At 72.5% G+C, this 13583-nt stretch carries 9 protein-coding genes and 1 pseudogene; 7 read left to right on the top strand and 3 right to left on the bottom strand.

From position 1 onward, the window contains the following. Positions 1 to 1017, bottom strand: a pseudogene (locus ACWEPL_RS51020) (hypothetical protein); the annotation flags it as partial. Between the two features lie 101 nt (positions 1018 to 1118). On the opposite strand from ACWEPL_RS51020, the gene ACWEPL_RS51015 reads away from it, so the two are divergent. From ACWEPL_RS51015 to ACWEPL_RS51005, 3 genes are read left to right on the top strand one after another with little or no spacing between them, the layout of a single operon-like run. Further along, a complete protein-coding gene (locus ACWEPL_RS51015; RefSeq protein ID WP_452440649.1) occupies positions 1119 to 1736 on the top strand; it encodes a DedA family protein in 618 nt (205 codons plus the stop codon). After that, positions 1720 to 2805: a sensor histidine kinase gene (locus ACWEPL_RS51010; RefSeq protein WP_452440648.1), complete on the top strand. Its 1086-nt coding sequence runs from the start codon at positions 1720 to 1722 to the stop codon at positions 2803 to 2805. Before ACWEPL_RS51015 ends, ACWEPL_RS51010 begins: the two co-directional genes overlap by 17 nt. Beyond that, positions 2796 to 3440 carry a response regulator gene (locus ACWEPL_RS51005; protein WP_192784190.1) on the top strand — a complete coding sequence of 215 codons (645 nt, stop codon included), beginning with the start codon at positions 2796 to 2798 and terminating at the stop codon, positions 3438 to 3440. Before ACWEPL_RS51010 ends, ACWEPL_RS51005 begins: the two co-directional genes overlap by 10 nt. A 50-nt stretch (positions 3441 to 3490) precedes the next feature. On the opposite strand, the gene ACWEPL_RS51000 is transcribed toward ACWEPL_RS51005, so the two are convergent. Beyond that, positions 3491 to 4993, bottom strand: a complete 1503-nt coding sequence (locus ACWEPL_RS51000) for an FAD-dependent oxidoreductase (RefSeq protein ID WP_452440647.1) — start codon at positions 4991 to 4993, stop codon at positions 3491 to 3493. A gap of 125 nt (positions 4994 to 5118) precedes the next feature. Between ACWEPL_RS51000 and ACWEPL_RS50995 the strand changes: the two genes are divergently transcribed. Further along, a complete protein-coding gene (locus ACWEPL_RS50995; protein WP_452440645.1) occupies positions 5119 to 8319 on the top strand; it encodes a BTAD domain-containing putative transcriptional regulator in 3201 nt (1066 codons plus the stop codon). A gap of 73 nt (positions 8320 to 8392) precedes the next feature. Here ACWEPL_RS50995 and ACWEPL_RS50990 read toward each other — a convergent pair whose 3' ends face one another. After that, positions 8393 to 9253: an oxidoreductase gene (locus tag ACWEPL_RS50990; RefSeq protein ID WP_452440644.1), complete on the bottom strand. Its 861-nt coding sequence runs from the start codon at positions 9251 to 9253 to the stop codon at positions 8393 to 8395. Positions 9254 to 9687: 434 nt separating this feature from the next. On the opposite strand from ACWEPL_RS50990, the gene ACWEPL_RS50985 reads away from it, so the two are divergent. From ACWEPL_RS50985 to ACWEPL_RS50975, 3 genes are read left to right on the top strand one after another with little or no spacing between them, the layout of a single operon-like run. Further along, positions 9688 to 12093, top strand: a complete 2406-nt coding sequence (locus tag ACWEPL_RS50985; protein ID WP_452440643.1) for a xanthine dehydrogenase family protein molybdopterin-binding subunit — start codon at positions 9688 to 9690, stop codon at positions 12091 to 12093. Beyond that, entirely contained in the window at positions 12090 to 13028 is a 939-nt protein-coding gene (locus ACWEPL_RS50980; RefSeq protein ID WP_363980530.1) for an FAD binding domain-containing protein, read from the top strand. Before ACWEPL_RS50985 ends, ACWEPL_RS50980 begins: the two co-directional genes overlap by 4 nt. Then, positions 13028 to 13510, top strand: a complete 483-nt coding sequence (locus tag ACWEPL_RS50975) for a (2Fe-2S)-binding protein (protein ID WP_452440641.1) — start codon at positions 13028 to 13030, stop codon at positions 13508 to 13510. The genes ACWEPL_RS50980 and ACWEPL_RS50975 overlap by 1 nt, the downstream gene beginning before the upstream one ends. Positions 13511 to 13583: the final 73 nt, after the last annotated feature.

The raw sequence follows: 13583 nt of genomic DNA, 5'->3' as shown, positions 1-13583 counted from the left end.
CTTCAAGCGGCTGACCAGCGGTTTCGCTTGGCAACCCAAGATAACGATTGCCACCGCTCTGGACCGCCTCATGACAGCTACCCGGGCACGAAGGCCGGCGGCGGCCAGGCGTTCGGCGGCGCCGGCGAGCAGCTGCTCGACGTCGCCGTCGGTGAGCGCGAGCTCGTCGGGGACGGCGTTGTCGAGCAGCCGTTCCAGGCGCGGCCAGATACGGGCGGCCCGGCGCACGGCCAGCGTGGCCTCGATCCTGGCGCGCGGCCCGAAACCCGCCTCGCGGCCCTGCCACAGGTCGGCCGCGTCGACGACGAGCGAGGGGTCGGCCAGGCTGTGCAGCTGGACGATCGCGCGGAACTCGGCGGCGGCCAGGTCGTCGGCCTCCAGGCGCAGCGACAGCCGTACGCCCGAGTCGAGGCCGGCCGCGACCTCCTCGGCCCAGGGGCGCAGGTGCGGCACCTTGACGGGCTTGGCGGCGGCGAAGGCGGTGGCGCCGGTGGCCCGTACGGCGCCGGGCGAGCGCGGCATGGCGTCGGCGACGGCGTCGAGGAACGCGCGTACGAGCGGCTCCGCCTCCGGCAGCCACGGCTCCGCCTGCTGCCCGGGCTGCAGAGGGATGGCGCGGGCCGCGGCGGGCATGGCGGCGGCCAGCTCGCGTACCCGCTGGATGTCGGCGGCGTCGAGCGGGCCCGCGCGCCACGAGTCGTGCTCCCCCGCCGACACCCCCGGCAGGATGCGGCCCCGGGTGACCAGCTGGAGCGCCACCAGCGCGGCCGCCCCCCAGAAGCGCGTCGCCGGGTGGGCCCGCGAGTCCATACGGGCCCTGGCCAGCCCCGCCACCGCCTCCCCGACCGGGACGCGGGTGGCCGCGACCTCGCGCGTGCGCAACGTGCCGTCGTGCTCGTCGGCCACCGTCACCGCGGACGGCCCGTCCGGGTCGAGGAAGGTGACATGACCGGACCTGGGTGGGTCGCCGGGTTGGAACACTGCCGCGTGCTGGGCCAGATCCGTCGGGAAGCTCACGACCGTACAGTGTACGGTACGTAGGGGTGTGGTTTACCGCACCCCGCGATCAGAAGTCCTCCTCATTCCGGGCATATCCGATCATCCCTAGGCTTGAGCCCATGACTGATTGGCTGGTTGGACTGATGGAGACTCTCGGCGCGCCCGGGGCCGGGCTCGCGATCGCGCTGGAGAACCTCTTCCCTCCCCTGCCCAGCGAGGTGATCCTGCCGCTGTCGGGCTTCACCGCGTCCAGAGGCGAGATGGACCTGCTGGACGTGCTGGTGTGCACGACGCTCGGCTCCGTGATCGGGGCGCTGGCGCTGTACTGGGTGGGGGCGCTGCTGGGCCGCGAGCGCACGCTGGCCATCGCCGCCAAGCTGCCGCTGGTCAAGACGTCCGACATCGAGAAGACCGAGGCGTGGTTCCTCAGGCACGGCCGCAAGACGGTGTTCTTCGGGCGGATGATCCCCATCTTCCGCAGCCTCATCTCCGTGCCGGCGGGCGTCGAGCGGATGCCGCTGGTGCCGTTCACGCTCCTGACGGCCACCGGCAGCCTGATCTGGAACACCATCTTCGTGATGGCCGGCTACCTGCTGGGCGAGAACTGGTCGCTGGTGGAGGCGTACGTCGGCATCGGCTCCAAGGTGGTGCTCGCGCTGGTGGTGCTGGCATTCGTGGTGTTCGTCGGGGTGCGGCTGGCCGAGCGGCGCAAGGGCAGGCATGCGAGTCGCCGCTGAGGGGCTGCGGCTGCTGGGCGCGGTGACGCTGGGCGCCGTCACCGCGCCGGCCGAGCTGGTCTTCCTGCTGCTGGCGCTGCCGTTGCTGGGCAATCCGAACGTTACCGCCGCGGCCCGCAGGCTGGCCCGCCTCGAGGCGCGCCGCCTGCGCCTGGACCCCGACGCCCTCCAGGACGGCAGGCCCGTGCCCTACCTGGCCGCCCGCGTCCCGGTCGGGGTGCTGGGCGGGCTGGTGATCACGTTGCTCGTGTACGGGGCTCGCGCCTACGTCCTCCTCCTCACCGCCTGGGCGCGCGGCGAGCGGTTCGACGGAATGGCGCCCTCGCTCCCGCTGGTCGCCTACCTCGTGGTCGGCGGGATCGTCCTGCTGTTCCTGGCCCTGTCGGGCGTGGTGGGCGTGCACGCGCTGGAACGCCGGCTGGCGGTGCGCATGCTCGCCCCCGACCCGACCCAGGCCCTCGAACGCAGGATCGCCGAACTGTCCGAGAGCCGCGCCGGCATCGTGACCGCCGTGGACTCCGAACGCCGCCGGATCGAGCGCGACCTGCACGACGGGCTGCAGCAGCGGCTGGTGGCGCTGTCGATGCTGGTCGGACGGGCCAGGCGGGGCCGGCCGGAGCTGCTGGAGCAGGCGCACCAGGAGGCGCAGCAGGCGCTGGCCGAGCTGCGCGAGGTGGCCTGGCGGGTCTATCCCAGCGGCCTGGACACCCTGGGCCTGGGCGAGGCGCTGGCGGGGCTGGCCGAACGGTCGAGCGTTCCGGTCAGGGTAGCCTGCGACCTGCGGCGTCGGCCGCCGATGGCGGTGGAGACGGCGGCGTACTTCGTGGTGTGCGAGGCCGTCACCAACGCCGCCAAGCACGCCGGCGCCACGCTCATCACGGTCGAGGTGCACGAGGAGGACGCTGCGGTGCTCGTACGGGTGCGAGACGACGGCGCGGGCGGCGCGCGGGCGGCCGGCGGCGGCCTGTCGGGGCTGGCCAGGCGGGTGGCGGCGCTGGACGGCGGCTTCGAGGTGAGCAGCCCGATCGGCGGGCCGACCACGATCACGGCGGTGCTGCCGTGCGGGTGATCCTGGCCGAGGACTCCACGCTGCTGCGCGAGGGCCTGGTGCGGCTGCTGCTGGAGGAGGGCCACGAGGTGCCGGCCGCGGTCAGCGACGGCGACGCGCTGGTCACCGCGGTGGCCGAGCACCGGCCGGACATCGTGGTCGTGGACGTCCGCATGCCGCCGACCCACACCGACGAGGGCCTGCGGGCGGCGCTGGAGATCAGGCGGCGCTGGCCCGCCGTGAAGGTGCTGGTGCTGTCGCAGTACGTGGAGAAGCGGTACGCCACCGAGCTGATGAGCGCGGACGTCGAGGGCGTCGGCTACCTGCTCAAGGACCGGGTGGCGCAGGTCGGCGACTTCCTGGACGCGCTGGAGCGGGTTGGCGCGGGCGGGGCGGCCTTCGACCCGGAGGTGGTGCGTCAGCTGCTGGCCCGTACGACGCAGGTGGATCCCCTGGCCCGGCTGACGGCGCGGGAGCGCGAGGTGCTGGAACGGATGGCGCAGGGGCTGACCAACGCCTCGATCGCCCAGGCGCTGCACGTGTCGCAGAGCGCGGTGGAGAAGCACGTGAACTCGCTGTTCGACAAGCTGCGGCTGTCGCACACGACCGGCTACAGCCGCCGGGTGCTGGCCGTGCTGCACTTCCTGGAGTCCTGACCTGCCGCTCATCGAGGACCTCAAGGAGACGGCAGCTCCTCGACCCCCGTTCACGGGCTGCCGAACCAATGGCCGGCGGCCCGCTCGAACGCTTCACGGTCAGGGGCCCGATCCCCTGCCCAGGCGACCACGCCGTCAGGCCGGACGAGCACGGCACCCAGTCCGAGGTCGTCTCTCGCCGGCCCGGCCGCATACCGCATCCGGCTCTCCCAGCCCGTCGCCGAACCATGCAGGCGTCGGCCGCCGCTGAAATCGAGGGCGACGCCTCGTCCGTCCTGCATCAGGTCGCCGAGGCGGGTGCCGTCCTCAAGACGGAAGTCCGGGGCGTTGCGGCCGACCAGGGGGTGCTCGCCGCCGAGGTCGTGGCGGCTCGACGATCCCGAGATCCTGTCGAACACGTAGGTCGTTCCGTCGCGGGTCCCGAGCAGGTCGCGCATCAGTCCTTGGATCGCCTGGGCATGCGGGTCCGGCCTCATGACGGCCGTCTGGGCGCGCGTCCAGTCGAGCACCCGGGCGCCGATCGGATGGCGCTCGCGGGTGTAGGTGTCGATCAACCCGTCCGGCGCGGACCCGTGCACGGTCGCCGCGAGCTTCCATCCCAGGTTCATGGCGTCGCCGAGGCCGAGGTTGAGTCCCTGCGCCCCGAGAGGAGAGTGGATGTGCGCGGCGTCGCCCGCGAGCAGGACACGCCCCTGCCGGTACGTCGTCGTCTGCATCGCCCGATCGGTGAAGCTCGAAGCGAGACGGACGTCGTCCAGCGTCACGTCGGTGCCGGACACACGGCGCAGAACCGCCTGGAGGTGTTCGCGGGTCGGCCGCTGCGAGCGGTCGAACGCGCCGCCGTCGAACTCCAGCATGCCGACGTACCCTTCCGCGGGCGTGCGCAGGTACATGCCCGTCGGCGTCAGATTGAACCCTGGGCGCAGCTTCCCGGGATCGGCGATGTCGGCGAGCACGACGTAGCCGGTGAACTGCGGCTCGGTGCCGGCGAAGCCGAAGCCCGCGAGCCCGCGCACCGCGCTGCGCCCGCCGTCGCAGCCGACGACCCAGCGCGCCGCGTACTCGTGCTCGCCGGCCCGTGCGACCGCGATCTCGTCGTCCTGCGCGATGGCCGAGACCTCGACGCCGCGCCTGATCTCCACGCCGAGCGCGGAGGCCCGCTCGGACAGCACCGTCTCGACCGCTTCGAGGTTCGTCATCACGCCCTCCATCGCCGGGCTGGGAAGCCGAAAGGGCAGGGCGGCGACGTCCACCTTCGCCGGATCGAGCATCATGCCGGCGAAGTGGCCCGCGCCACGAGGGGGTCCCTGCTCGTCCGCGCCGGGATAGTCGTCGACGCCCGACGCCTTCAGCAGCGGGTCCAGCATCCCGCGGCGGTAGAACGCCTCGACCGACGCGGCGGACAGGCCCCGCATCCCGAGCGGGTCCGCCTTCCACGGGGAGCGCGGCTCCGGATCCCGCTCCAGCACCAGGACAGAGCAGCCCGCGAGGCCAAGCTCGCAGGCGAGGAAAAGACCGACCGGGCCGGCGCCCACGATCACTACGTCATGCACGAGAAACTCCCTTCAGAAGCCTCTTCTCCGAGGCAGGTGAAGACTGACGCGGGCCGCTCACACGGGGCACACACGGCGCTGACACGGATTTGGGGACTCGAGGGTGCGTGCGCGAGGATCGAGCGATGGACGGGGATGCGCGGCTTCGCGTCACGCTGCTCGGCGCCTTTCAGGCGTCTCGCGGTGACGTGGCCCTGCCCGTTCAGGGTGCGCGGTTGCAGGGCCTGCTCGTACGGCTGGCGCTCGCCGGCGGGCGCGCGGTCGAGCCGGGCGTGCTGGTCGACGCGATCTGGGCCGAGGACCCGCCGGCCGGCCCGGCCCACGCCCTGCAGGCCCTCGTCTCGCGGCTGCGCCGGACCCTCGGCTCGGCAGGCGACGTCGCGCAGGTCGTGGGCGGCTACCGGCTGGAGGTGGACGCGGCCGACGTGGACGCGCTGCGGTTCGAGCAGCTCACCGCAGCCGGCCGTGACCGCCGGCGCGCAGGCGACCCGGATGCCGCGGCGGCCGTGCTCGGCGAGGCCGTGGCGCTGTGGGGCGACCGTCCCGGCGCCGAGCCCGCGGTCGTCGCCGCGGTGGCGCCCGCCGCCGCGACCCGGCTGGCCCACGCCTCGGTGGAGGCCGTCGCCGACCTCGCCGACGCCGAGCTGTCCCTGGGCCGTGCCGACGCGGCCGCCGCCCGCCTGACCGCCCTGCTCGCCGAGCACCCCGTCCACGAGCGGGCGGCCGCGCTGCTCATGGACGCGCTCGCCGCCCAGGGGCGCCAGGCCGAGGCCCTGGCTCTGTACGAGCGGGTCCGCGAGACCCTGGCCGACGCCCTCGGCGCCGATCCGGGCACCGCCCTGCACGAGCGCCACCTGCGCCTGCTGCGCGCCGAGCGGCCCGCCCCGGACGCCTCGCGGACCAGGTCGGGCAACCTGCCCGCGCCGCTGACCGGCTTCATCGGGCGCGAGGACGACCTGGCCCGGATCGACACGCTGCTCGCCGCCGGGCGCCTGGTCACCGTGCTCGGTCCCGGCGGCGCCGGGAAGACCCGGCTCGCGCTGGAGGCCGCCCGTCGCCACCGCCACGAATACCGCGACGGCGCCTGGATGATCGATCTCGCCTCGGTCACCGAGCCGGCCAAGGTCGGCGCGGCCGTGCTCGCCGGGATCGGGCTGCGCGGCGGCGCGATGTTCGAGGCCAGGATGCGGGTCGAGGGCGACGACCTGGACGTGCTCGCCGACCGGCTCGGCGGCCGGGAAAGCCTGCTGCTGGTCGACAACTGCGAGCACCTGATCGACGCCGTGGCCCACCTGGTCGCGGCGCTGCTGTCCCGCTGCGCCGGGCTGCGCGTGCTCGCCACCAGCCGCGAACCCCTCGCGGTCGACGGCGAGGCGCTGGTGCCGCTCGGCCCGCTCGCGCTGCCCGAGCCGGACGCCGGCGTCGAGCAGGCCCGGCGGGCGGCGTCGGTACGCCTGTTCACCGAGCGGGCCGCGGCCGTGCGCCCGGGCTTCGAGGTGGACGAGGCGACGCTGCCCGAGGTCCGGCGGGTGGTCCGCGGCCTGGACGGGATGCCGCTGGCGCTGGAGCTGGCCGCGGCCCGGCTGCGGACGCTGTCGCTGCCCGAGCTGGCCGACGGGCTGTCCGACCGCTTCCGGCTCCTCACCACCGGCAGCCGTACCGCTCTGCCCCGGCACCGCACGCTGCGCGCGGTCATCGCCTGGAGCTGGCAGCTGCTGAGCGAGCACGAGCGTACGGTCGCCGAACGCGTCTCGATCCTGCCCGGCGGCGTCACGCCGGCCTCGGCCACCGCGCTCTGCGCCGGCACCGCGGTGCCGGCCGCCGAGATCCCCGAGCTGCTCGCGGGCCTGGTCGACCGGTCGCTGCTGCAGCTCGCGCCCGACCCGGGCCGCTACCGCATGCTGGAGACGCTGCGCGCGTACGGCACCGACCGCCTGGCCGAGACGGGCGACCTCGGCGCCGTCCGCGACCTGGCCGCCAGCCACTTCGCCGAGCTGATGGCCCGCTACGACCCGCAGCTGCGCGGGCCCGGCCAGCTGGCGGCCATGCGCGTCATCAGCGCCGAGTACGACAACGCGCTGGCCGCCCTGCGCCGGCGGTGCGACACCGGCGACGCCCCCGGCGCGGTCGCTCTCGCCCTGAACCTGACCTGGTACTGGCAGATGTTCGGCCGGCAGCCCGATGCGGCCTACTGGCTGGGCGAGGCCCTGGCGGTGCCCGGCGGCGGGCCGACGCCCGCCCGCGACTGCGCGCACGCGATCTACCTGATCGACCGGCTCGAGACCCGGCCGGGGATGACCGCCGAGGAGGTCGCCGACGACCAGGCGCAGATGCGCGAGCTGGCCGCCCGGCTGCTCGCGTACCCGGAGCTGCCGGGACCGTACGGCGTGATCACCGCGCTCATGCAGGAGGAGAAGACCAGGCTCGCGATCATCGAGCGCCTGGCCGAGGGCGACGACGTCTGGCTGTCCGGGCTGGCCCGCCTGTTCCGGGCCCGGTTCGCCGAGAACGCGGGCGAGCTCGACACGATGCGCACCGACGTGGAGGCGGCCCTGGCCTGCTTCCGGCGGGCCGGCGACCGCTGGGGCCAGGCCGGCGCGCTGCCGATGCGCGCCCAGCTGCGGCAGTACGACGACGACCTCGACGGCGCGCTGGCCGACCTGCACGAGGCCCGGACGCTGGCCGGCGAGTTCGGCTCGCTCAGCCTGCGCGACGAGGTGTACAGGGACCTGCGCTGGATCGACCTGCACCTGCGGCGCGGCGAGACCGACGTGGCGATCGCCATGATCGACTCGACCCGGGAGCGGGCCCGGCGCGCGGCCTCGAACGAGATGCTGATCCTGGTCGACGCGCGGGAGTCCGGCTTCTGGCTGCGGTACGGCGACCTGGACCGGGCGCGGCAGCTGCTCGACGACGCCGAACGGGGTCTGCACGGCGACGCCACGTTCCCCGGTGACCACGTGCGGACGCTGGTCAGCAACGTACGGGCCTCGCTCTGCCTGGAGCTGGGCGACCTGGCCGGCGCGGAGCAGGCGCTGGCGAAGGCGTACGCGGCAGCGCTGGAGACCGGGGACCTGCCGATCCTGTCGCTGGTGGCGGTGAACGCGGCCGCGCTCGCCGAGGCGCACGGGCGGCATGACGAGTCGGCCGTCCTGCTCGGCGCCGCCTCCCGGCTGCGCGGCACGCACGACCGCACCGATCAGCAGGTTCGCGAGCTCACCCGCCGGGGGCGGGCCGCGCTGGGCGAGGAGGCCTTCGCCGCGGCGTACGGGAAGGGTCTCGGGAGTAGAGACGCCCTGGACCGGCATTTCCTCGCTGGTCAGTGAGCCGTCGGGCTGAGGGCGAGTCCCGCTCGCGCGTGCCGGCGAAGGACTCGCGGTGGCCCGTAGCGGGGGCGGGTCAGCGGTGGTCCGTGGACAGGGTGATCTCCTTGTTCTGCTCGATCCCGGCCGCCAGGTTCTCGATCTTCTGGGTCGCCAGTCGCAGCGCATCCGATCCGAGCAGGAGTCGCAGCGGGGCGGGAGTGCGTGAGGCTACGTCAATGATGGCTTCGGCCGCACGTACGGGGTCGCCGATCTGATTTCCTTCCATCTTGTTGTGCTCCTCGGTCATGTCGCGAACCGCGGTGTAGGCATCGATGGTGTTCTCGGGCAGTGCGAGAGATCCGCCGCCGAGGAAGCTGGTCCGGAAGTATCCGGGCTCGATGAGAGTGACCGAGATGCCGAACGGCTCGACTTCCTGCGCAAGCGCCTCGGAGAGGCCTTCTACGGCGAATTTGGTCGCGTTGTACAGACCCCATCCGGCCCCGGAGACCAGATCGAAGATGGAGGACATGTTGATGATGCGCCCCCTGCGCTGGGCGCGCATCTGCGGGAGTACGGCACGTGTCACGTTCCAGAGCCCGAAGAAGTTGATGTCGAACATCGCGCGGGCCTCGGCGTCGCTCGTCTCCTCCACGGAGCCGAGCAGGCCGTACCCGGCGTTGTTGACGAGGACGTCGATGGAGCCGAAGTGCTCGACGGTTCGATGCACGGCACTGTCGATGCTGCTCGCATCGGCGAGGTCGACCTGCAGGGGAAGGAACAAGTCGCTTGAGGCGTCCTCGCCGAGGTTCTCACGCAGACGGGCGGTGTCGCGGGCGGTGGCTGCCACGCGGCGCCCGCCGGCCAGGAGCTGCTTGACCAGCTCCAGCCCGAAGCCTTGCGAGGTGCCGGTGATGAACCACGTCGTTCCTGGTGAGTTGGCGTCCGTCGTGGGCATGTCGACGCACCCTTCGAACATATAGATGGCTGGTCTGGTGGATACGTTCGCTTCGTACGCTAATCGCCCTGAGGGAAAGTCAAAGTAACGCGCGCCTTATCGCCGGGTCGTCCAAGGAGGTGGACGGTGGGGTCTGTGCTTTTCCGGGTCGGTGAATTCCGACGAAGGACATCGACGTGACCGGGCATGGGATGGAATGCCATTCGGGTAGGTGCTGGTGCAGTCGGCGGTGTCCGGCACGGCGCGGGCTCTTGAACAGGAACTGGGGGTGCGGCTGGCGCGGGAGGAGATGGGCTGCCTGGTGCGCCGTGAGGGCGGACTGCGTTGTACGTCCCTTATCGGTACAGGTCAGGCAAAATCGGTTCGAAATTTTCCCACGGCCTATCGAGGACCCTTCGAGCTGACATGTACCGTCGAATCGGGACTAGCTTGCCATGGCGGGTCGGATATGGATATTCGATTCTTATTCACGTCGAAAGATAAAATCTGGCCAACCGTGGAACACGGGCGGAGCGGAGGTCTCGGTTGTGGAGCATTGGTCGAGGCGTGAGGACGAACGATTGCTCACCGGCGCGGGCCGCTATGTCGCCGATATGCACGTGCCGGGCTGTTTGGACGCCGCTTTTGTGAGAAGCGATGTCGCGCACGGCATATTGCGCAAGGTGGACTGCTCCGTCGCCTGTGAGGTGCCGGGTGTGGTGGGGGCCTGGTCCGCCGCGGAACTCGCGGATCTTCCCATGTGCCCGCACTCGGCCGCCACGTTGCAGGATCTGCCTCCGGTGCCGCACACGCTGCTGGCCAAGCTGTCCACGGAAGAGGCCGTGGCCGGCCGGGAGTGGCCGGTGCTGGTCAAGGACCGGGTGCGATACTCCGGTGAGGCGCTGGCGGTGGTCGTGGGACAGGACCGCTACCAGGCCGAGGACGGGGCCGCCGAGGTCGTCTTCCAGATTGATCCCCGGCCGGCGGTGGTGTCGCCGTCAGCCGCGGCGGCTGACTCCGTTCGCCTGTTCGACGGTCTGAGCAACATCGCGTTTCTAGGGGAGGCCGGGGAGCCGATCGAGGAGTCGGTGTGGCGGGAGGCGGCGATCGTGGTGGAGGCACGATATCGCCAGCAACTGCTGATGCCCACGCCGATGGAGTGCCGGGCCATTCTGTGCGTGCCCGGACACGACCGGCTGACCGTGTGGTCGGGGCACCAGATGCCGCACCGGTTGCGCCGGGAACTGGCCGCGTTGCTGGGCTGGCCGGCCGAGCGGATACGGGTCGTGGTGCCGGACACCGGGGGCGCGTTCGGGTCGAAGAGCGCGGCGTTCCCGGAGTTCGTCGCGGTCGCCTTCCTGGCGGTGCGGCTCGGCCGTCCCGTTCGATGGGTGGAGGACCGGCTGGAGTCCATGCTGGTCGCCAGCCGGGGCCGGGGGCAGGATCAGCGGGTCCGGCTCGCCGCGGACGCTGATGGGCGCCTGCTCGCCTACGAGTTGACCATCGACGCCGACGTGGGCGCCTACCCCCACCTCGGGGTCGGCCTGCCCATGCAGACGGCCTGGATGGCGACCGGGCCGTACGCCACGCCCCGGGTTCATGCCGTCGTGCGCTCGGTGCTCACCAACACCATGGTGACCTACCCGTATCGAGGCGCGGGCCGTCCGGAGGCCGCGATCGCGCTGGAGCGGTCAATGGACGTGCTGGCCCGGCGGCTGGGGATGGATCCTGCGGAGCTGCGGCGGCGCAACTTCATCTCGCCCGACGACTTCCCGTACCAGACGCCCACTGGGCGGCGCTACGACAGCGGGAACTATGCCGCCGCGCTCGACCTGGCGCTGCGGACCCTCGATTACGACGTGTGGCGGGCCGAACAGGACCGCCGCCGGGCTGATCCTGACGCCCTGCCGGTGGGGATCGGCCTGTCCTGCTACGTGGAGCGCTCTGGAGGCGAACCCGGAGGGTTGCACGAGTTCGTCAGCGTCGAGGCGGGCGAGGACGGCACGTTCACCGCCCGATGCGGCGCCTCCCCCAGTGGCCAGAGCCACGAGACTGTCTTCCCCGAGCTGGTCGCCGAGACCCTCGGCGTGGATGCTGCGCGGGTGCGGCTGGTCGAGGGCGACACCGACGCCCAGCCCGACGGGCTGGGCTCCTTCGCCAGCCGTTCGGCGCAGGTCGACGGAGCGGCGCTGCAGCACGCCGCCACCTTGCTCATCGAGCAGGCGCGCGAGCGGGCCGCAGCCCTGTGGGGGATGCCGGCGGAGGAGGTGGCGTGGTCCCACGGCACCGTGCACCCCGTCCGGGACGGCTCGGCGGCCATGGACCTGGCCGAACTGGTGAAGGCGACCGGGCCGCTGCGCGTGGACGACCGGTTCGAGGCGGGCATGGCGTTCCCGTTCGGCGCCCACGCGGCCGTGATCGAGGTCGATCCGGAGCTGGGCACCGTACGCGTGCTGCGGGTGGTGGCCGTGGACGACTGCGGACGGGTGCTCAACCCTATGGTGGTGCACGGGCAGGCCTTCGGATCGGTCGTGCAGGGCATTGGCCAGGCACTCTACGAGGGCATCCCCTTCGGCCAGGACGGCGTTCCCCTGCTGGCCAACGGCCTGCTGGACTACCTGCTGCCGACGTTCACCGAGATCCCGCCCATCGAGATCAAGGACACCTGCACGCCGAGCCCCACCACACCGCTGGGTGCCAAAGGGGCGGGCGAGTCGGGCTGCATCGGCACGCCGGCGGCGATCGTCAACGCTGTGGCGGACGCGCTGCGCGTCGCCGACCCCGACCTGCTGCAGATGCCGCTCACCCCGGACGTGGTGTGGCGAGCGGCCCGCGCCCCGAAACTGGAGGAGGTCCGGTGAAGCCCGCCGCCTTCGACTACGTCGCGCCGCGCACCGTGCACGAGGCCGTCGACGCGCTCGCGGGCAACGGGCGCAGGACCCAGGTCCTGGCCGGTGGGCAGAGCCTCATCCTGGAGATGCACCTGCAACGCATCCGTCCTGAACTGGTCGTCGACATCAACCGCGTCGCCGAGCTCGACCGCATGGACGTGCAAATGGACGGGGACGACAGCACCTTGCGGATCGGCGCCCTGATCCGCCACGACGCCTTCGAGTCGGAGCAGGCCGTGCCGGGCCCGATCGGCAGGCTGTTCGCACGCGCTGTCGCCAACATCGCCCACCCGCCCATCCGCTCCCGCGGAACCATGGTCGGCAGCCTCGCCTGGGCGCACCCCGCCTCGGAATGGTGTGCCCTCGCCCTCGCGCTCGACGCCGACCTCGAGCTGCACGGCACCGGCGGTCCACGCGAGATTCCGGCCCGCGACTACTTCCATGGGCCGTTCCAGACCGCCCGCAGGCCGGACGAGCTCATCACCGCTGTGCGGTTCCCGCTGCTCACCGGCGACACCGGGGTCGGCTTCATCGAGCACCGGCGCACGCACTTCTGCTTCGCCCAGGTGGCCGTGGCGGCGACGCTCACCGCACGCGACGGGGTGATCATCGGGGCCAGGATCGGACTCGTCAACTGCGCCGACAGGCCGGTGCGGGCCAGGGCCGCCGAGCGGGCGCTGATCGGTACCGACCTCGCGCCCCCGGCAGGACGCCGGGTGCCCGGCGACCACCCGTTCGCCCGGGCGGGCCGCATCGCCGCCGAGCAGGACGCGGCTCCTGTGGCCGAACCCTACGCGGACGTGGAGTACCGGCGGCAGGCCATCGCCGTCCTGGTCGGCAGGACCCTGCGCGAGGCGGCGCGAGATCAGCGCGCGCGGGTCGCCGCGAGCGAGGGAGGCCACTGATGAAGATCACTCTCACGGTGAACGGCGAGCAATACCCACTCGACGTGGAGCCCCGCCGGGTGCTGGCCGACGTGCTGCGTGACGACTGCCGCCTTACCGGCACGCATCTGGGCTGCGAGCACGGCGTCTGCGGGGCGTGCACGGTGCTGGTCGACGGCCGGGCCGTGCGATCGTGCCTCATGCTGGCCGTGCAGTGCGACGGCAGCTCGGTGCGTACCGTGGAAGGGCTGGCCGGTCCCGACGGCGAGCCCCATCCCCTGCAGCGGGCTTTCTCCGCCGAGCACGCCCTGCAGTGCGGCTTCTGCACGCCGGGCTTCCTGATGGTGGCCGCCGGGGCGCTGGAGCGCGATCCCGGCATCGGCGACGACCCGGAGCGCGTCGCCGCCCTGGTCGGCTCCAACATCTGCCGGTGTACCGGCTACGAACCCATCAGACGCGCGATCACGCGCGCCGCACGCGAGCGGCCGGGCAAGCCAACCTGAGACAACCCGCGCGAACGCGACGGCGACGACGGCTGCCCTGGAGGCCAGGAGCGGAAGATGGCGATCACAGGAG

The organism is Nonomuraea sp. NPDC004186 (assembly GCF_053603495.1).
This window is presented reverse-complemented; position numbering and strand designations above follow the sequence as displayed.